The organism is Collinsella aerofaciens ATCC 25986 (assembly GCF_010509075.1).
In the GTDB taxonomy this organism is placed as follows: domain Bacteria; phylum Actinomycetota; class Coriobacteriia; order Coriobacteriales; family Coriobacteriaceae; genus Collinsella; species Collinsella aerofaciens.
The window spans coordinates 1480406-1499327 of the sequence record NZ_CP048433.1 but is presented as its reverse complement, the minus strand read 5'-3'; the positions used below and the strand labels follow the sequence as shown (position 1 = coordinate 1499327).

The 18922-nt window shown below is 62.1% G+C and carries 21 protein-coding genes and 1 tRNA gene; 14 read left to right on the top strand and 8 right to left on the bottom strand.

Annotation, left to right across the window (positions count from 1 at the left end; translation table 11 throughout):
- The first annotated feature begins 1 nt into the window (after position 1).
- From hisF to hisE, 3 genes are all read left to right on the top strand, one after another.
- The gene (hisF, locus tag GXM19_RS06865; RefSeq protein WP_006235891.1) at positions 2-784 is read left to right on the top strand and encodes an imidazole glycerol phosphate synthase subunit HisF; all 783 of its coding nucleotides are present in this window, start codon (positions 2-4) and stop codon (positions 782-784) included.
- A gap of 142 nt (positions 785-926) precedes the next feature.
- The gene (gene hisI / locus GXM19_RS06860) at positions 927-1256 is read left to right on the top strand and encodes a phosphoribosyl-AMP cyclohydrolase (RefSeq protein WP_006235892.1); all 330 of its coding nucleotides are present in this window, start codon (positions 927-929) and stop codon (positions 1254-1256) included.
- A 46-nt stretch (positions 1257-1302) separates the two neighbouring features.
- On the top strand, positions 1303-1620 hold the full coding sequence (hisE, locus tag GXM19_RS06855; protein WP_006235893.1) for a phosphoribosyl-ATP diphosphatase: 318 nt from the start codon (positions 1303-1305) through the stop codon (positions 1618-1620).
- 120 nt (positions 1621-1740) lie between these two features.
- On the opposite strand, the gene GXM19_RS06850 is transcribed toward hisE, so the two are convergent.
- Positions 1741-2652 carry a PHP domain-containing protein gene (locus GXM19_RS06850; RefSeq protein ID WP_040359761.1) on the bottom strand — a complete coding sequence of 304 codons (912 nt, stop codon included), beginning with the start codon at positions 2650-2652 and terminating at the stop codon, positions 1741-1743.
- 339 nt (positions 2653-2991) lie between these two features.
- Between GXM19_RS06850 and larC2 the strand changes: the two genes are divergently transcribed.
- The 6 genes from larC2 to GXM19_RS06820 all read left to right on the top strand — a co-directional run bounded on the left by larC2 (position 2992) and on the right by GXM19_RS06820 (position 8427).
- Positions 2992-3477, top strand: coding sequence for a nickel pincer cofactor biosynthesis protein LarC2 (gene larC2, locus GXM19_RS06845; protein WP_006235895.1), 486 nt, complete (start codon positions 2992-2994; stop codon positions 3475-3477).
- A 74-nt stretch (positions 3478-3551) separates the two neighbouring features.
- Positions 3552-4100: a phosphodiesterase gene (gene yfcE, locus GXM19_RS06840; RefSeq protein WP_006235896.1), complete on the top strand. Its 549-nt coding sequence runs from the start codon at positions 3552-3554 to the stop codon at positions 4098-4100.
- Positions 4101-4102: 2 nt separating this feature from the next.
- Positions 4103-4963, top strand: coding sequence for a nucleoside triphosphate pyrophosphohydrolase (gene mazG / locus GXM19_RS06835; protein WP_006235897.1), 861 nt, complete (start codon positions 4103-4105; stop codon positions 4961-4963).
- Between the two features lie 187 nt (positions 4964-5150).
- On the top strand, positions 5151-6440 hold the full coding sequence (gene eno / locus GXM19_RS06830) for a phosphopyruvate hydratase (protein WP_006235898.1): 1290 nt from the start codon (positions 5151-5153) through the stop codon (positions 6438-6440).
- A 195-nt stretch (positions 6441-6635) separates the two neighbouring features.
- On the top strand, positions 6636-7397 hold the full coding sequence (locus GXM19_RS11115; protein WP_239057605.1) for a hypothetical protein: 762 nt from the start codon (positions 6636-6638) through the stop codon (positions 7395-7397).
- Positions 7398-7425: 28 nt separating this feature from the next.
- Complete coding sequence (locus GXM19_RS06820) at positions 7426-8427, top strand: Ppx/GppA phosphatase family protein (protein ID WP_006235901.1); 1002 nt, start codon at positions 7426-7428, stop codon at positions 8425-8427.
- 345 nt (positions 8428-8772) lie between these two features.
- Here GXM19_RS06820 and GXM19_RS06815 read toward each other — a convergent pair.
- Positions 8773-8857, bottom strand: a tRNA-Leu gene (locus tag GXM19_RS06815).
- Between the two features lie 31 nt (positions 8858-8888).
- Complete coding sequence (locus GXM19_RS06810; RefSeq protein WP_006235902.1) at positions 8889-9512, bottom strand: hypothetical protein; 624 nt, start codon at positions 9510-9512, stop codon at positions 8889-8891.
- A gap of 163 nt (positions 9513-9675) precedes the next feature.
- On the opposite strand from GXM19_RS06810, the gene GXM19_RS06805 reads away from it, so the two are divergent.
- Positions 9676-9963: a PTS sugar transporter subunit IIB gene (locus tag GXM19_RS06805; protein ID WP_006235903.1), complete on the top strand. Its 288-nt coding sequence runs from the start codon at positions 9676-9678 to the stop codon at positions 9961-9963.
- 11 nt (positions 9964-9974) lie between these two features.
- On the top strand, positions 9975-10349 hold the full coding sequence (locus tag GXM19_RS06800; protein ID WP_006235904.1) for a VOC family protein: 375 nt from the start codon (positions 9975-9977) through the stop codon (positions 10347-10349).
- Between the two features lie 75 nt (positions 10350-10424).
- Here the strand turns inward: GXM19_RS06800 and GXM19_RS06795 are convergent, their stop codons facing one another.
- Genes GXM19_RS06795 through GXM19_RS06785 form a run of 3 tightly spaced genes read right to left on the bottom strand, consistent with a single transcriptional unit; the run spans position 10425 to position 13044 of the window.
- Positions 10425-11720 carry a sensor histidine kinase gene (locus GXM19_RS06795; protein ID WP_006235906.1) on the bottom strand — a complete coding sequence of 432 codons (1296 nt, stop codon included), beginning with the start codon at positions 11718-11720 and terminating at the stop codon, positions 10425-10427.
- The gene (locus GXM19_RS06790) at positions 11704-12483 is read right to left on the bottom strand and encodes a response regulator transcription factor (protein WP_006235907.1); all 780 of its coding nucleotides are present in this window, start codon (positions 12481-12483) and stop codon (positions 11704-11706) included. The genes GXM19_RS06795 and GXM19_RS06790 overlap by 17 nt, the downstream gene beginning before the upstream one ends.
- An 18-nt stretch (positions 12484-12501) precedes the next feature.
- On the bottom strand, positions 12502-13044 hold the full coding sequence (locus GXM19_RS06785) for a UBA domain-containing protein (protein WP_006235908.1): 543 nt from the start codon (positions 13042-13044) through the stop codon (positions 12502-12504).
- 358 nt (positions 13045-13402) lie between these two features.
- On the opposite strand from GXM19_RS06785, the gene GXM19_RS06780 reads away from it, so the two are divergent.
- Entirely contained in the window at positions 13403-13642 is a 240-nt protein-coding gene (locus GXM19_RS06780) for a hypothetical protein (RefSeq protein ID WP_040359765.1), read from the top strand.
- Positions 13643-13718: 76 nt separating this feature from the next.
- Positions 13719-14444: a metallophosphoesterase gene (locus GXM19_RS06775; protein ID WP_006235910.1), complete on the top strand. Its 726-nt coding sequence runs from the start codon at positions 13719-13721 to the stop codon at positions 14442-14444.
- Positions 14445-14459: 15 nt separating this feature from the next.
- Here GXM19_RS06775 and gluQRS read toward each other — a convergent pair whose 3' ends face one another.
- Entirely contained in the window at positions 14460-15470 is a 1011-nt protein-coding gene (gene gluQRS, locus GXM19_RS06770) for a tRNA glutamyl-Q(34) synthetase GluQRS (protein ID WP_040359768.1), read from the bottom strand.
- 507 nt (positions 15471-15977) lie between these two features.
- On the opposite strand from gluQRS, the gene GXM19_RS06765 reads away from it, so the two are divergent.
- The gene (locus GXM19_RS06765) at positions 15978-17921 is read left to right on the top strand and encodes a DUF2207 domain-containing protein (RefSeq protein WP_050766172.1); all 1944 of its coding nucleotides are present in this window, start codon (positions 15978-15980) and stop codon (positions 17919-17921) included.
- A gap of 140 nt (positions 17922-18061) precedes the next feature.
- Here GXM19_RS06765 and GXM19_RS06760 read toward each other — a convergent pair whose 3' ends face one another.
- Positions 18062-18703 (bottom strand): GNAT family N-acetyltransferase, encoded by a 642-nt coding sequence (locus GXM19_RS06760; RefSeq protein WP_006235914.1) that lies wholly within the window; start codon positions 18701-18703, stop codon positions 18062-18064.
- Positions 18704-18922 lie beyond the last annotated feature (219 nt).

Here is an 18922-nt window from a genome sequence, read left to right as displayed (position 1 = left end):
CATGCTTACCAAACGCGTGATTCCCTGCTTGGACGTCAAGGATGGCCGTGTGGTCAAAGGCGTCAACTTTGTGAGCTTGCGCGATGCGGGCGATCCGGTGGAGCTGGCGCGCGCCTACGATCGCGAAGGTGCGGACGAGGTCGTCTTCCTGGACATTACCGCCACGAGCGACAACCGTGCGACGACTATCGAGATGGCGGCGCATGCGGCCGAGGAGCTGGCCATTCCCTATACCGTGGGCGGCGGCTTTCGCGACCTGGCGGGCATGCGCACCATGGTTGCCGCCGGTGCCGACAAGGTGTCGCTCAACTCTGCCGCCGTGCGCGATCCATCGCTGATTAGCCAGGCTGCCGCGGCGTTTGGTAGCCAGGCCGTGGTCGTGGCGATCGATGCCAAGCGTGTGGGGCTGCCCGGGGAGCCGGGCGCCGATAAGTGGGAGGTCTTTACGGCGGGCGGTCGCAACGCTACGGGTATCGACGCGGTGGCGTGGGCCGAGGAGGCGGCTCGTCGTGGCGCCGGCGAGATCCTGCTCACCAGCATGGATCGCGACGGCACCAAGGCCGGCTTTGATTTGGCGCTCACCCGCGCCGTGGCGCGCGCGGTGCCGATTCCCGTCATCGCGAGCGGCGGAGTGGGCACGCTCGAGCATTTTGCCGAGGGCGTGATCGAGGGCGAGGCCGACGCCGTGCTGGCGGCGAGCGTCTTTCACTTTGGAACCTTCAGCATTCGCGAAGTCAAAGAGTATATGGCCTCACAGGGCATTCCTGTGAGATTGGACTTCTAATGCTGCGGCTTGTCCAGGCACCCGACCTTCCGGCTCCAACCCTCCTCGCGTACTTAAGTACGCGTCGTCGGGCTTGTCGCTCGGAATCTCGGGCACCTGGACAACCCTCGCCGACCGGCGATGTTTAAATTGGGGAATTGAAATGAGAGAAATTACTACTCCAGCGGATCTTAAATACGACGCCAAAGGATTGATTCCTTGTGTGGTTCAGCAATATGACACCGGCGAGGTGCTTATGGTTGCTTGGATGAACGAGGAGTCGGTGGGGCTGACGCTCAAGACCGGTACCACGTGGTTTTGGAGCCGCAGCCGTCAGGAGCTCTGGAATAAGGGCGCGACGAGCGGCAATATGCAGGAGGTCAAGGAGCTCTGGGCCGACTGCGATAGCGATACGCTGCTGGTCAAGGTCGACTCGCCGGGTCCGGCCTGCCACACCGGCAACCGTACCTGCTTCTTTAAGAAACTCGCGTAGGACGGGCGCTCGACTAGGCGCTTGGCCAACCAGAAAGGATTGAACTATGGGTGTGCGCACCGCAAACGTTCAGGATGGAAATATCGGAGAGACGCTGACAGGTCTGGCCGAGGTGATTCACGGTCGTCGTGATGCATCGCCGCAGGAGAGCTATACCGCGCGTCTGCTGACCGACGTCGAGGACGAGCTGCTCAAGAAGCTTGCCGAGGAGGCAAGCGAGGTAATCATGGCCTGCAAGGATAACGATCACGATCACATCCGCTACGAGGCCGGCGACCTGGTCTACCACCTGCTCGTGACGCTCGAGCGCTACGGTATCACCCTCGACGAGCTTGCCGGCGAACTCAACGCCCGCCGCCACTAGTCGTTTGGGACAGTCTTTGTTGGTGTAACGGGGTCATGGAAGTTGCGGTGAAATAGGGACTGTTTAAGCGCTTCATCAAGCAAAACAATCCCTATTTCACCGCAACTTATGAAGGGATGGCTAGGCGAGGGGCGTGGATTCCCATTCGCCGGTGGCGTGGGGGATGTCGAAGGTTCGATAACCGCAGTCGTAGGCGTGCGCCTGGGCCTCGCGGATGTTCCAGCAGATATCGCAGGCGCGGTGCGCGTCCGAGCCAAAGGTGATCGGCACTTCGGCATGGGCAAAGCAGCGCAAAAGACCGGTTGCGGGGTAGTAGTCGCCCAAGCCCTTGCGCGGTGCGGCCGTCGAGACCTCAACGCGGCGGCCCGTGTCGTGAGCGCACTCGGCCATCTGTTCCCAGAACGGCGCGGGGTCAAAATCGGGCGCAAAGCCTTCCTTCGAAAAGCGCATGACCAGGTCGGGGTGAGCCATCACATCAAAGCTGAGCGAGCTTTCGCAGGCGCGGCACCAGTCATCGACATAGCGCTCCCACACGCCGCGCACGCCCAGGTTTTCCCAAACGTGCAGGTTGGTGTCGTCGTCGATCCAACCGCAGCGCGAATCGGGCGTATCGGGACGAGCGACGTTTTCCGTTCCCGCCGTGCCCGCGGCGCCGGCCATGATATCGCCTGGGTTGCCAATCCAATGCACGCTGCCCAAGCGCACTATGGCACCCGCGGACCAGCGCTCAACCAAAGGCTCGCAGCCCTCGTACCAATCGCATTCAAAGCCATAGATAAGCTCGAGCTCAGGCGCAATCTGCGCGGCGAGCTTGCGGGCGTCCTCAAATGCCAGGCGATGCGCCGTCAGGTCGCCCTCGACAACCTGCACTTCGCAGTTGGCGTCCATGCTGGCGGGCAGGGTGAGGTGATCGGTCGAGACCATGACGCGGCAGCCGGCAGCGGCAGCAGCGCGAACGTTGTTCTCAAACGAGGCATGGCCGTCCGAAAACGAGGTATGGGTATGGCAATCGATCAGCGGGCAAGCAGACATGGCGGCTCCTTTGCGTCAAGCGAATCCGCTCCATTGTAATGGCGCGACCCCTGGCGCGCCGGGAACGCCGCAAGTCGAAACCGACTGGAAAGGGCAGATGGCGCGCAAGGGCTGCCACACGACATCGACCCTGCCTTAAAACGTGTACATCAGCCTCCAAAAGCTGCAAAAAATGACGTGTTTGGAGGCTGATGTACATGTTTGGCTGAGGCGGTGGAGTGTCGGTTTCTTGCCGACAAGGAAAATCGCGCTCATCACGTGCCGTCACACTCGCGCAGCCCGCGATGTGCTAGCGTTTGGGTGAATAAAACGAGCCCATGCGGAAAGGAGCCGGACCGTATGCCATGCGATAGCACATCCCCGCTGTCTCGCGAGACCGATGCGCCCGAAACTATCGTCAAGCTGGAGTGCGACATCGACGACGCGTCGCCCGAGGTGCTCGCCTACGCCGCTGACCGCCTGCGCGAGGCCGGCGCCCGCGAGGTGCATTGGCTGCCGCTTTACTGCAAAAAGGGCCGCCCCGGATGGCAGCTGCAGGTGATCTGCTCGCACGAGGATATTGAGCGCTTGCAGACGATTATCTTTTTGGAGACCACGACTAACGGCATTCGTCGCCAGGTGATGGAACGCGTTTGCCTGCCGCGCCGATTCGAGCAGGTGACAACGCCTTGGGGCGAGGTATCCGTTAAGGTGGCGACCCTGCCCGACGGCAGCGAGCGCGCCGCGCCCGAGTACGAGGATTGCGCCCGTCTTGCCCGCGAACATGGCGTGCCGCTCCAACGCGTGATGCAGGCGGCTCAGAGCGCGGCGCTGCGATTCGAGTAACACGGTAGATGGGCTCCACATCCGCGGACTCCGTATTCAACCCCCCCATCAATCCCACTTCGAAAGGACTACCCATGAAATACCTCATCGCCTCCGACATCCACGGCTCGGCATACTGGACCGAGCGCCTCTGCACCGCTATCGAATCCGAGCAGCCCGACCGCATTGTGCTGCTGGGCGACCTGCTCTATCACGGTCCGCGCAACGACCTGCCGCGCGACTACGCCCCCAAGCGCGTGATTCCGCTGCTCAACGCCCTGGCCGACCGCATCATCGCGGTGCGCGGCAACTGCGACGCCGAGGTCGACCAGATGGTCCTCGACTTTCCGGTCATGGCCGACTACGCCACGCTGTTTGACGAGACCGGCCGCGAACTGTTCCTGACGCACGGCCACGTCTTTGGCGCCGGCATGCATAACAGCATTGACCACGCACCCGCGCTGCCCGAGGGTTCCGCGCTCGTCTACGGTCACACGCACATCAAGGTCAACGAGGCGAGCGAGGAGCATCCTGGTCTGTGGCTCTTCAACCCCGGCAGCGTGAGCATCCCCAAGGACGGCACGCACAGCTATGGCATCTACGAGGGCGGCGCGTTCCGCCACGTGATCCTGGAGGAGGAGTAACCATGGCAGAGCACATGGCTCAGCAAAATGCCGAGGGTTCGCGTGACCTGGCCACGCTGGTCGATGCGTCGGCCGAGCTGCAGCATCTGGTGCAGACCATCTGGCGTCTGCGTCAGCCCGATGGCTGCCCGTGGGACCGTGAGCAGACGCACCGCAGCATTGGCAAGAACATGATCGAGGAGGCCTACGAGGCACTCGACTGCATCGAGGCCGACGATGCCACGCATCTGCGCGAGGAGCTGGGTGACGTGCTCATGCAGGTCGTACTGCATGCACAGATTGCGGCGGATGCCGGCGAGTTTTCGCTGGCCGACGTGGCGCGCGATATCGATGCCAAGCTCATTCGCCGTCATCCGCACGTGTTTGGCGATGTGGATGCCGACAACTCTGACGAGGTGCTCAAGATTTGGGACGAGGTTAAGCTTGCCGAGAAGGCCGCCAAGGACCAAGCTGTGGCGGCAGGCGAGGCCGCGCCCGAGGGACTGCTCGACGGCGTGCCCACGCACCTGCCGGCGCTGATGCAGGCGCAAAAGGTGTCGCGCAAGGCGGCGGCCGTGGGCTTTGAATGGGAGACCGTCCAAGATGTGTGGGATGAGGTGGCCGAGGAGCGTGCCGAGTTTGAGGCCGAGGCCCCCGGAACGCCCGAGCGCGAGATGGAGTTTGGCGACCTACTCTTTGCCCTAGTCAACGTTGCGCGCAAAGAGGGGATTGACGCCGAGAGCGCCTTGCGTGCCAGCACGGCAAAGTTCCGCCGTCGGTGGACTGCGATGGAGCAGATGGCGGCCGACGCCCACGTTGATCTGGCTGAGCTTTCGACCCACGGTCTCAACGACCTGTGGGATGCCGCAAAGGCAGGGGAGTAATACCGCGGGAGCGACGGGACGGACTTGTCCCATCGCTCCATTATTTTTTAAAAAGAGTGTATCCCTTGGCTAACTTAGGGCATAATAAAAAAGTGCGACAAGGCTAACTTATGAACCTGCGCGCCGCTGCAGCGTGCAAGCCGCGTCGCCAAGCATTCAACCCGTTTCCAAGTGAGAGGGAGACAACATGAGCGATATTTTGGATGTCTACGGTCGCGAGGTGCTCGACAGCCGCGGCAACCCCACCGTCGAGGTCGAGGTCGTGCTCGAGGACGGCAGCTTCGGCCGCGCGATGGTGCCTTCGGGCGCTTCGACCGGTGCCTTTGAGGCATGTGAGCTGCGCGACGGCGACAAGGGCCGCTATCTGGGCAAGGGCGTCTCGCAGGCCGTCGAGCACGTCAACAACGAGTGCGCCGATGCCGTCGTAGGCCTCGACGCCTTCGATCAGCGCGCCGTCGATGCCGCGCTAATCGCCGCGGACGGTACGCCCAATAAGACCAAGCTCGGCGCCAACGCCATCCTGGGCGTGTCGCTGGCCGTTGCCCGCGCCGCAGCCGAGTCGGCGGGCCTGTCGCTGTACCAGTACCTGGGCGGCGTCAACGCTCACCTGCTGCCCACGCCCATGATGAACATCCTCAACGGTGGCGTGCATGCCGACAACAACGTTGACTTCCAGGAGTTCATGATCATGCCCGTGGGCGCCCCGAGCTTTGCCGAGGGCTTGCGCTGGTGCGCCGAGGTCTACCACACCCTCAAGGGCGTGCTGCACGAGGCTGGCCTGGGCGGCGGCGTGGGCGACGAGGGCGGTTTCGCGCCCAACCTCAAGACCAATGCCGAGCCGTTCGAGTACATCACCAAGGCCGTCGAGAAGGCCGGCTTTAAGCCCGGTGTCGACTTCATGTACGCCATGGATCCGGCATCGACCGAGTTCTACAACGCCGAGACCGGTATGTACGAGCTCAAGGGCGAGGGCGTGGAGTACACGAGCGCCCAGATGGTTGATTACTGGGAGAAGCTCGTCGACACCTATCCCATCATCTCCATCGAGGACGGCATGGCCGAGGAGGACTGGGACGGCTGGGTTGAGCTCACCCGTCGCATTGGCAACAAGGTGCAGCTGGTGGGCGACGACCTGTTCGTCACCAACACCGAGCGCCTCAAGAAGGGCATCGAGCTGGGCGCCGCCAACGCGATTCTGGTCAAGGTCAACCAGATCGGCACGCTCACCGAGTCGCTCGAGGCCATCGAAACCGCCAAGGAGGCCGGCTACGCTTGCATCGTGAGCCACCGTTCCGGCGAGACCGAGGACTCCACGATCGCCGACCTGGTCGTGGGTGTTAACGCTGGCCAGATTAAGTCGGGCGCCCCGTGCCGCAGCGACCGTATCGCCAAATACAACCAGCTCATCCGTATCGAGGACGAGCTCGAGGGCAGCGCGCGCTTCGCCGGCAAGGCCGCGTTCTACAACATTCGCTAGGCAAGCGGCGTGCGCGGGGCGGGGCTGACTCGGATTCGCTTCGCTCCCGCTGGGCGCTGTTGAGCACCATTGGGCGCTGGGCCATATGACTCAGCGCCTTTTTTATGTCGAGCAAAGGCTGTCGAAGGCGGTGCGCGCGCTCGTGCTATAACTAGAATACTTAGCGCAAACAAACCTCAACCGCACAAGGCGCACATGGATCAGATTTACGACAACAGGTACTATTCCGCCGGTTCGCGTGAGCCGTCGCCTCGCCGTGCGCGCACGGTGCAGCTCGGTGGGTCCGCCTACGCCGGCGCCGACCGCTCCACGCAGCGCCCGACAAGTACCTCGCGCCCCAATGCTCAAGTGAATACTTCGACAGATGGACCAGTGCGCCCAGCACGTTCGTCGCATGCTCAGCGCTCGTCGGCTCAAACGCACGATAGGTCGAGCAGGCCCTCGAACCGTCTTTCGGGCTCGGACTTTATGCACTACGCCAACGACAACGCGGTGGTCAAGGCGATCTACGACTTTACCCACGGTCCTCAGCGAGGGCTATTCATCGGCATCGTCGTTGCCCTGGTGCTCGTGAGCCTGTATTTCCCCGTGCGCGACCTGTATGTGGCAAAGCGCTCGAGCGATATCTTGGCCAAGCAGGTCGAGATTCGCCAGCAATACAATGATGAGCTGCAAAAAAGCGTCGACAAGTTGCTCTCGGAGGAGGGCATCAAGGATGCGGCATCCGAGGACCTGGGCCTGGTGATGCCCGGCGAGAAGAGGATTGAAGTGCAGGGCCTAGACGGCGATTCGGATGCCTCGTCGAGCCAGAAGTCGTCGAACGCCAAGAAAGCCAGCGAGGTGGCCAAGGAGATCGAAGAAGTCGGCAAGGACGCGCCGTGGTACATTCAGACGCTCGACATGCTGTTTGGATTTAACGGCGTCGAGGGTCAGACGGTCGCGTCTAGCGGCGAGTAGGCGAGTAGCGCCCGGAGGGGAGCCCGCAATGACAAATTGCAAACGCTATAAGGTAGCCGCGATCGACCTGGGAACGGTGTCGTCGCGACTGGTGTTGGCCCAGGTCGAGGGCGGGGCGATCGTGGAATCGTCCAAGCATACCGAGATTACCGATCTGGGCGAGGGCGTGGACGCGACGGGGCGCTTTTGCGAGGCGGCCGTTGAGCGCGTGCTCGCTGCGTGCCGCATGTTTGTGGACGAAGCCCGTGCCTTTGGGGCCGCGTGCATCTGCACCACGTGCACGAGTGCCGCGCGCGATGCGTCCAATGCCGCGCTGCTGCTGGACGGTCTGCGCGAGCTGGGGCTCGAACCGCAGGTGATTCCGGGAGAGGTCGAGGCGCGCCTGACGTTTTTTGGCGTGGCACACGACTTTGCTGGCGAGCGCATCATCGTCGCCGATTCGGGTGGCGGCTCCACGGAGCTCGCGACGGGCGTCTATGCGCCTGAGCGCGGGGTCTTTGCGCTGGAGGGAACGCGCTCACTGGACATCGGTTGCCGTCGCGTGACGGAGCGGTTTTTCTCGGCGCTGCCGCCCGCACGCGGCGAGCTTGCTGCCGCTGCCTCGTGGGCAGGCGAGCAGTTCGCCGCCTATTTTGAAGGCCTGCCCAGCGACTTTGAGCGCGCCGAGCGTCTGGTCGCGGTGGGTGGCACGGTGACTACGCTGGTGGCTCTGGTCCACGAGCTGGAACCGTACGATTCGAGCTTTGTTCACCTACGCGAGCTGTCGCTGGAGCAGGTCTCGGCCGCTATCGAGCGCATGTCTGTGTTGGACGCGGAAGGCATCGCCGCGCTACCGGGTGTACAGCCCAAACGCGCGGGCGTGATCTTGGCTGGCGCCGTGGTGATCCGCGAACTCATGCGTGCCGGCGGCTACAAGACGCTCACCGTAAGCGAGAACAGCCTACTCGCCGGCATGGCCGCCACCATCAACGAGACTCTCGACGGCGCGACCCCCACCATCGGCTGGACCCCGAGCCTGAGTGCTCTTTAACCGTCTTCCTCTGAGTTGCGGTGAAATAGTTCCTAAATAAGCTGGTAAACGGTATAAACAGGATCTATTCCACCGCAACTTAGAGCCCCGCCGGCGTGTAAAAGAAACGAGCCCGCATCCCTGGGGGACGCGGGCTCGTAAAAACCAAATGGTAGGGGCGGTGGGACGTCCGCGCATTTGCTGCGCAAATACGCACCGGCTTCGGCCGCCTGTCGGCGCCCTCGCCGGCTCGCTACGGACGCTGCGCGTCCGCTTAACGCTCGCCCCCTCGCGGGTTCGAGTCCCACCGGCATCTAAAAGAAGCGAGCCCGCATCCCTGGGGAACACGGGCTCGCAAGCTCCATATGGTAGGGGCGGTGGGACTCGAACCCACAATCCTTGCGGCGAGAGATTTTAAGTCTCCTGCGTATGCCAATTCCGCCACGCCCCCGTGAGACTAGAAGTCTAGCACAAGCCGTCCGTTACGCGTTGACGGCCATCGAGTGTTGGCCCGACTTCTCCAGGAACTCCTGGAACTTGGCTTCGTCGCCCTTGTTCTGGTACTGCAGGGCTAGCAGGTACTCCAAGCGGCAGCGCTTGACCGGGTCGTCGCCGACATCCTCGAGCATGCGCTCCAGCTCGGGAATGTCGTTGTGGCGCTTGAGGATCATCGTGTCGTACATCAGCTGACACTCGTGCGCAACTGCCTCGGCCTGACCGCCCTCAAAGCCCTTGATCTCGTGCAACAGCTCTTTGGACTTTTTGCGGTCCTCCTGGCCAACATAGTAGTTAAAGGCCTTAATCACCAAGTCGACGCGCTGCATCTTGGGGAGGTTGAGTCCCAGCAGTAGGTCGAACATCTCGCTGGCACGCTCGTGGTCCTCGCGCAGCAGATAGGAGTTCAGACGCAGGTAGTCGCGGTTGTAGCGCGGGTACAGCATGCTGGTGAGTTTGCCGTCGAGCAAACGATCGAACTCGTCCCACTGCTTGGCAGCCATAAGCTGCTGCAGGCGCTTAAACGTGGTGCGTTTTTTGACGCTAAAGAACACCGACACGGCGATGCAGATGATAACGACGGCGGTCCAGAGGGTGCGGGAATCGGGCATATTAGGGTCCTTAGTCGCTCATAAAGCGAGCGGTATGACAACACGTACTAGATGTATTATACGCAGCGCGCAAGCAAACTGGCATAAAAGCTCATCGAGGCCGAGTGCCATCGCTCGCTGCGGTACACTTACCTAAAGTAAACCATGAAGGGAGACATTACCTATGAAGAAGATCGTTTTGGCTTGCGGTGCTGGCGCTGCTACTTCCACGCTCGTTGCCCAGAAGGTCGCTACTCTGCTCGACGCCAACGGTTATGCCGACAAGTACGAGATCGTGCAGTGCGCCATCTCCGAGGCCAAGGATTACTGCGACGAGGGCGCTGACCTGCTGATCGCCACCACCGTTGCCCCCGAGGGCCTCACCTGCCCGTACGTGAGTGGCGTGCCCTTCATGACCGGCATGAACCGCGTTGCCGCCGAGAAGGCCGTTCTCGACGTCATGGCTCAGTAGGCGCTGCCTGTATGAATGAGCAGAACGCCAATCCGGTCGAGCTCTTTGGCATGCGCGTTGCCCATGTGGGCATTAACGCCACCGACCCGGCAGATGCCTTGGAGATCGCGGAGCTGTTCTCGACGATGATGGGCCTGCCCGTTATTGAGACCCCGGTTTCGTACTTTAACGATTCGCTGGTCGAGATCATGAAGCAGAACGGTCGTGGCACCAAGGGCCACATCGGCTTTGCCGTTAACGACATCGATGCAGCTGAGAAGTGGTTTGCCGAGCGCGGGCTCGAGGTCAACGAAGAGTCGCGCGCGCTGCTGCCCGACGGTGGTACCAAGCTCGTGTACTTTAAGCGCGAGTTCGCCGGTTTCGCCGTGCACCTGTGCCGCGAATAGCGCACAAGCTGCCATAGCTAGCAAAAAGGGATAGGGCCGCGTGGCCCTACCCCTTTATTTATGCCGAGGGGCTTCCTACCGCGGCAGGCGAATCGTAAAGCGGCTGCCGACGCCCTCGACTGAGGTCACGCCAATGACACCGCCATGGCTATCGACGATCCACTTGGCAATGGCAAGCCCCAGGCCCGAGCCCTGCGCGCCGGCATTGCGTGCGTTGTCGGCGCGGTAGAACCGTTCAAACGCGTGAGCTGCGGATTCCTGGTTCATGCCGATGCCCTCGTCCTCAACGCTTATGTCGATTGTGCCCGCGCCCGCATCCGGCGTTATGCCAAATGTGACGGTCGTTCCCGCGTCCGAATACTTGGCGGCGTTTTGCACGATCACGCGTAGCGCCTGCTTCACGAGTGCCACGTCGACGGGCGCGTCGCAGCGCGAATCGCTGACAAGCGCGGTGTCGTACGCCAGCCGATACGTGTGCGCGGTATCGATCATCTGCGATTCCTCGCATACCTCGCCGACCAGTGCGGCCAGGTTGGTATCCGCACGCCGCAGGACCGTGCGCCCGGCATCGCCGCGTGCCAAAAACAGCAGCTGCTCCACGAGCTCTTGCATGTGCTCGCTTTCGGCCTTGAGGGACGCGATGGATTCCGCCAGCACGTCCGGGTCGTCTTTGCCCCAGCGATCGAGCATGTTTACGTAACCCTGAATCACCGCGATGGGCGTGCGCAGCTCGTGGCTCGCATCGTTGACAAAGCGCATCTGTTGCAGTTTGGCCTCTTGCATCTGGCGCAGTAGGCGGTTGAGTGCAACCTCGATGCTTGCCAGGTCGGCGTCGCCGGTAGTGACGCTCGGCGAGTCGACGCTTGCGCGCTCGATGGCTTGCTCCAGTGTTTCCATCTTGCCGCCGGCGAGTTGCATGCGGCCGAGTTCGTCCACGCGCAGGGCCAGATCGTTGAGCGGCGCCATGGTGCGGCGCACGCGGCGGGCGCCGCCGAGCATGTTGAGCACGCTGATGACCTGCCAACCCACAACGACAAGGTAGAGAGGCCATAGCGTGACGAGGTCCTGCGCGAGGGGGAAAGTCTTGGTGGTACGCGCAAGCTCGACGGTATAGGTGAGCGTTGTCAGGTCCCAGCCGCGCGCGGGCGTCAGCGTCATGCCGCGAACGGTGGCGCTGGGGATCCATCCTGCGGTAAACGCGCCGTTGGGCAGCGTCTGGTTGTATCCATAGACAAGGATCGCCGCCACAATCACTACTAGCAGCAGGTCGAGCCAAACGTAGCTCATCAGGCGGCGCCACATATAGCTCCAGTTGATGGCGCGGGCGATGGAGGTGACGCGTTTGGCCTCGGCGTTACGCGCGGCAGACATAGCCCACCCCGCGCACGGTCTGGATGATGCGGGCGCCGCCGGCGTCCTCGATCTTGGCGCGTAGATGCGCGATGTGCACGTCGACGTTGTTGGTGTCGCCCATGTATTCGTAGCCCAGCGCTTCGTGCGCGATGCGTTCGCGCGTGAGCACGGTCTCGGCATGCGCCATAAGCAGGGCGAGGACATCGAACTCGCGGGCCGTGAGCGCAATGGGCGAGCCGCCGACCGTGACTTCGCGGCGGTCGGGGTCGAGCGCAACCGAGCCCACGGCGAGCGTGGCGGGGGAGAGCGAGGCGGAAACCTGGGTCGAGTCACTGACCGGGGGCATCGCAGTGGCGCCGACACCCGTGCCGCCTGCCGCGCCCGTCCCGATGCCGCCAACGCCCGAAGCCGCCCGCACGGCCTCCGAGCGCTTCAACGCCACGCGGATCCGTGCGAACAGCTCCTCAATCGCAAACGGCTTGGTCAGGTAATCGTCGGCGCCGGCATCGAGCCCGGCCACCTTGTCCATCACGGCATCGCGCGCGGTGACCATTATCACCGGCACATCCTTGTGCTTACGGACGCGCCGCAGGACCTCCATGCCGTTGAGCTGCGGCAACAGCACATCGAGCAGAATAAGATCGTAGTTGCGCTCCAGCGCCAGGTCCACGGCGGTGCGGCCATCGGCGGCGTGTTCCACCTGGTAGCCCTCGTGCTCCAGCTCGAGCGTCACAAAGCGGGCGATTTTCTCCTCGTCCTCTACGATCAGGATCCGTGCCATGCGTGCCCCCGTCTGCGATTACTTGTCGTCGTTCAGATTTTGCTTGATGTCGTCCGCGGCATCGGCGGCGTGATTCATAAGGTTGTTGATGCTGCCGGGCACGTCGCCGTCGCTGTCGATGCGGTAGCGCATGCCAAAGAACAGGCCAATCAGCATCAGCCAAATCGTAGCGCCCCAGGCAAACAGGGCGATGATGGGGATCAGGATGGGGATGTTGAGGATGATCGCATCGCGGCGCGTGGCGATAAACTTGGTGTCCAGGCTCAGGCGGAAGAGCTTTTTGAGGTACTCCCATACGCTGTCCATCTTCTTGGAGAAGTCGGTCTTTTCGCTCGACTTCTCGTAGGCGGCCTGCGCGGCGACCATCTCGGCTGAGGGCTCATCGACCGGCTCAGACTCGGTGGCGGCATGCGCTGATGTGGTCTGGGTCTTGCCCTGCGACTCGAGCCAAATGATGGCGTCCAAAACGTTGCCGTCGGCGGCGTCGAGCGCGGCCTTGGCATCGGTGTAGCTCACGTTGCACTTGGTGCGGATGGTTTCAACTTTTTCGAGGTCGTCCATGACCTGTCCTTTCGTTCGATGGGCGCGACGCCAGGCGATCTGCCTGGGCGCGAGCGTTGCGTTCGGCGGCCTGCGTTGCGCGGCGCCGCCCCGCCCTTGGTCGAACTCTATAGTGCAGGTTATAGATTAAGCGATTCTTGAGCCAAGATTAATGTTGGATGAGTTTTTGGGTAGCGGTGGGAAAAGTATTAGACCTCGATAGCGGGGGATGTGGTGCCGGTGCAAAACGGCGTCAAAGGTTGGTCGAGCAGGCGGTTTCTCCATTGATGTCCGCACGACATGTGACACTTACCCTGCCGCCCTGCTCTGCCGCGGAGGCATGTACCCAAACAACGACCCTCTAAGGAGTTCGATATTGATGAGTGACAACGCAAAGCATCTCGCAAAGAAGTGCGTTAAGGACGCGGGGCCGTGCCTCGCGCTGTGCGTAGCCGGCGCAGCGGTCGCGCTGCTGGCTTCTTTGGGGCCATTCGACGTGCTCCGAAGTGCCGTCTCTCTGCACGTTTGCATGGCCCTTGCCGGCGCCATGATGACCGGCGGCGTGCTCGATCTGGTTTTTTGGGTGCTTGACCCGTTTGGATGGAAGAACGAGGGGTAAGCCCTAAGGGCTGGAACGGTTGGCTTAGTGATCGTGCAGAATGCGGGCTAGCGACTTACAGGGAAGTGGTGATCCGATGACGGTCTATGTGACGGGCGATATTCACGGCGGCGTCGACATGCAAAAGCTGCGCGACTGGGACCTTGGGGATAGTCTGACGAGCGACGACTATCTGATTATCGCCGGCGACTTTGGCTTTCCGTGGGATTTCTCTGCCGAAGAATGTGCCGACATCGCTTGGCTGGAATCGCGTCCCTATACCGTGCTGTTTGTCGACGGCAACCACGAGCGTTTCGATCACTGGGCGGAGCGCCCCATGGAGTTGTGGCACGGTGGGCTGACGCAGCGCCTGTCGGACACCTCTCCCATACGGCGCCTGACGCGCGCCGAGGTTTTTGAGCTCGACGGCTCAACGGTCTTTACCATGGGCGGCGCCACGAGCGTGGACAAGGAATACCGCATTCCGTATTCCAGCTGGTGGCCGCAGGAGCTGCCGGACGAGCGCAACTTTGAGGAGGCGCGGGCAAAGCTCGACAGCGTGGGCTGGACGGTCGACTACGTGATCACTCACACCTGCTCTACGCGCATGCTTTCGTCCACGCTTTATCCAGCGTCCGGCTGGAATTGCCCCTCCGTTGATCGGCTTACGGCATTTTTCGATGAGCTGGAAGACCGCTTGGACTACAAGCGCTGGTACTACGGGCATTTTCATCGGGATACCAACCCGGCCGAGCGTCACACCGTGCTCTACGACTGCATCGTTCGCTTGGGCGACGAACTCCAACCCTGGGACATTGCGTAGGGGCGGGGCGTTTGGCTACTCGGCCGTTACGGTGATGTTCTCCCTGTGCGCGCGGATGACGTCCCAGCTAAAGTGCTCGACCAGCTGCTCGGCGGTGCGCGGCGTGGCGTCCGGCGCGATGCCTGTTTGTCCGGCGAGCCATCCCAGCAGCGCCTCGGGCGTGCCAAAGCGTGCGCGGAGCTCGCCCAGGTCCAGATCGCGGTCGCGCTTGGAAAGGCGGCGGCCATCCGGCGACATGAGCAGCGGAATGTGCGCGTAGTGCGGTGTGGGCAGTCCCAGCAGATGCTGCAGATAGATCTGGCGCGGCGTGGAGCCCAGCAGGTCGCATCCGCGTACGACCTCGGTGACGCCCATGGCGGCGTCGTCGACCACCACGGCCAGCTGGTAGGCAAACACGCCGTCGCTGCGGCGCACCAAAAAGTCGCCGCATTCGGTGGCGAGTGCTTCGCATTGGGCGCCATACGTGCGGTCCACGAATTCGACCACATCGTCTGCGAGGTCGTCGACGGCGGGCACGCGCAGGCGCGTGGCCGGAGCACGTAGAGCGCTGCGGCGAGCAACCTCCTCGGCAGAAAGGCCTCGGCAGGCGCCGCGGTAGATGGGCGTGCCGTCGCTGGCGTGCGGCGCGCTCGCGGCATGGAGTTCGGCGCGCGTGCAAAAGCAGGGGTAGGTGAGGCCGGCGTCTTGCAGCCGGCGCAAGGCACTCTCGTACAGGTCGAGGCGATCGTGCTGGTAGTAGGGGCCTTCGTCCCACTCGAGTCCCAGCCAGGCTAGGTCGTCAATCAGTTGAGCGGCAAGTTCCGGGCGCTTGCAGCGATCGTCCAGGTCTTCGATGCGCAGCACGATGCTGCCGCCCTGGCTGCGGGCCGAAAGCCACGAGCACAGGCAGCTGAACACGTTGCCCAGGTGCATGCGGCCCGATGGCGACGGGGCAAAGCGCCCCGCGACGGGCGCGGGAACGGAGACGGGCTGCGTCGTTGGCGCGTCCGCGACGGGCGTTGCTATGTTGCGTGCGTTGATATCCATGCGGACGAGTATAGCGCGGGGCGCGATGGGGAGGCGTCACTGCGGTCCGCAAGTTGTCGAGCCCCGCATTGCGTATGGCGTGCTGCAGACTCGGTGCTTTGATTCCTGTCCATCAACTCGGCACCTTAGACGACAGAAACCCCGGCAGCTCTTCGCAACTGCCGGGGTTTCCGCGGAAAAGGGGGACATGATCCTCGAGCGAACGGCAAAGGGGCAAACCGTTTTCGCTCAACTGCTTTATGCCCCTCGGCTGGCGGCTCAATCAGCGCGTGCCGCGCCCACACAAAGCCGCTACACCTGTGACTGAGCTGTGAAATGGTATCTATTGCTGGCGCAGGCCGTACCAAAGAGTGTCCCAAACTGTCGGCAGATAAGGAACGTCCCTAAGTGCCAGGCTCGGGTGGGACTTTTGTCCCATTTGACGTTCCGTTGGCCCAGATGTTCGTCATGTGTACCCGCAAACGTGGGACAATGGCGCTGTTGGTTTTACAGACAAAGGATGTGCCTATGAACACCCTCGCCGCCAAAGTCAGCAAGCAGCGCCGCCCGTTTGCGCGATTTGCTTCCATTTGCGCGCTCGTCGCGTGCGCACTGCTGCTGTTGCCCGCCGTTGCACGTGCCGACGGCTACTCCATGACCCAAACCTATATCGGCGCCACGGTTGAGGCCGACGGCTCGCTGACCGTTGTCGAGGGACGCCAGTTTGATTTCGATGACGACATTAACGGCGTGTTTTGGGAGATCAATGCGGGCACCAACCAGCAGGGCGGCACGGCGGGCGTCGATGTGCTGAGCGTTGAGGAAGACGATGCCGCGTTTAACAAAGTCGATAGCGCGAACAAGGGCGACTCTGGCGTCTACACGGTCGAGCAGACCGGTGACGGCGTAAAGATTAAGGTATTCAGCCCCCACGAGAGCGGCGACAGCGCGATCTATTACGTGAGCTACACCATGACCGGTGCGGTTATGAACTGGTCCGATACCGCCGAGCTCTACTGGAAGTTTGTGGGCGACGGCTGGTCCGCGGATTCCGAAGATGTCGAGATGGAAGTGTACTTCGCAAATGCCGCTGCCGGGACGGCGGCCGTCAAGGGCGATAACTTCCGTGCATGGGGCCACGGCCCGCTGACGGGCGACGTATCGCTCGATGCGGACGAGCCCATGGTCACCTATGCCATTCCCTGCGTGCATCAGGGCGAATTCGCCGAGGCGCGCATCGCCTTCCCCAGCGACTGGGTGCCTTGGCTTTCCGCTTCGAGCGAAGAGCGCATGTCAACGATCCTGAGCGAAGAGAAGGAATGGGCCGACGAAGCTAACGCCCGCCGCGCTCACGCTCGCATGATTGCCAATGCACTTGCCGTGCTAAGTGTTGTCGCGGCGGTGGCCTTTACCGGCACAATCGTTGTGCTCAAGCTGCGTAAGCGCAAGCCCAAGCCGCTTTTTCAGGACGAATATTTCCGCGATGTGCCTTCGGCCGACCATCCCGCCGTGCTTTCGGCCCTCATGAGCTGGAACGAGGTGCCCGATCAGGCATATATCGCCACGCTCATGAAGCTCACTGACGACCGTGTAATCAAGCTGGAGCAGGCGACCGTGACCAAGGCCAAGAAGGGTCTGTTGGGGCGTGAAAAAGAAGAGCAGACGTATCGCGTGACGGTGAGTGATGCGGGCTGGAAGTCGGCCAAGGGCATTGACCACATGGTGCTCAAGGTCTTCTTTGCCGGTGCTAAGCCCGACGAGAACGGCGACCGCTCGCGCACGTTTGACGAGCTACAGCACTACGTCAAGCAGCACGCTACACCCGTGGGCGACAAGCTCGAGGACTATCAGAACACCGTTAAGGGCAAGCTGGCCGATAGCGAGTATGTTGCCTCGGACGGCATTGTCGCAATGGTGTTTTGCCTGGTTCTTGGTATTCTGATCGCCTTTGTTCCCGCGGGATCCATCATCTTTACCGACGGTGCACAGGCGAACATTATCGCTGCGGTTATCTCGGTGCCGATTGTGCTGGTGGGTATTGGCGTGGGCCTTACGTTCCGCCGCTTTACGCCGGAGGGCGCCGAGGTGGCGGCTCGCTGCAAGGCGCTTAAGCATTGGCTCGAGGACTTCACGCGCCTAAAGGAAGCCGTCCCCGGCGATCTGGTCCTGTGGAATAAACTTCTGGTGATGGGTGCGGCGCTGGGCGTTTCGAAGGAAGTCCTGCGTCAGCTTGCCGAGGCTGTTCCTCCCGAGGTGCGCGAGGCCGACGGTTTCTACGACAATTACCCCTGCTACTGGTGGTACTACCATCATTACGGTACCGAGTCGCCGCTCGATTCGTTTAACGATGTGTATCACGAGAGCATCCGTGAGCTGGCTTCGAGTTCCGATAGCTCGAGCGGCGGCGGTGGCGGCGGCTTCTCGGGCGGCGGAGGCGGCGGCGTCGGCGGAGGCGGCGGCGGAACGTTCTAACGGTCGTAAACTATGGGATGGGCTTTTCTCGACAGCCGTCGGGGGAAGCCCATTCCCTTTTTTATGCGCTACCTACGAAGACTGTCCCCAACGACTAGTCACTGGGGACGTTCCTAAATGACTAGGTATGGCTGCTGGGCCTAGGCTGTTAGGTCGAGTTCGTAGAGGAAGCTTTCGCGCGGCATGTCGTGGCGGCGCTCTTCGCGGTTGGCGCGGTGCGTGGCCGTGCGCTTAAAGCCGTGCATCTCGTAGAACTTCCACGAGCAGCTGGAGTCGGTGTACAGGTGCGCCCTCGTCGCTCCAAGCGAGGACAGGTACGAGACCGCGGCATCGAGCAAAACCGAGCCAACGCCCAGGCCGTGGACATCGCGATCAACGGCAAGCAGCGTGACCTCGTTGTCGTGCGGCAGCGGGCTGCTCTCGAGCAGGCGGTTGTTGGTTCGGATGGTTGCGCGCACAAACGAGAGATACTCGGCGCAGGCATCAGGCTCCAGCTCGCGCATCTGCGATAGCAGCGCGCGTTCGGTATCCATCCAATGTTCCTTAACGGTGGCGCCGGAGCTCTGTCCCGCACGCGCGAGCGCAATGCCGCGCGCCTGACCGTCGATTACGGCAACCTGCGAAAACGTCGATGACGAAAGGCAATAGGCGAGGTCGCACGCGGCCTCAAGGCGGTTGTACTCATCGTTATCCGAATTGTTATGCCAAAGCTGCTGCAGAATCAGTGCGATGGCGTCGAAGTCTTCGGTATCAAACGGTCGGTAGAGAACCCGCGAGACCATGGTGCCTCTTTCTTTTGCGGATGCATATCGAGCACAGTTCTACCACGCCATTGGCATCAAATTATGGTGCCCCTGTGTTCCATGAACTCACCGTGCCCAGTGCCGTGCCCATCCCCTCCGCTCACAAACTTTTTCTGCACATGCGCCCGTTGCGGGGTGCATCGATGCGCTCGATGCGCTACATTGAATCAGTATTTTCAATGCCGCTGCGCGAGCGCT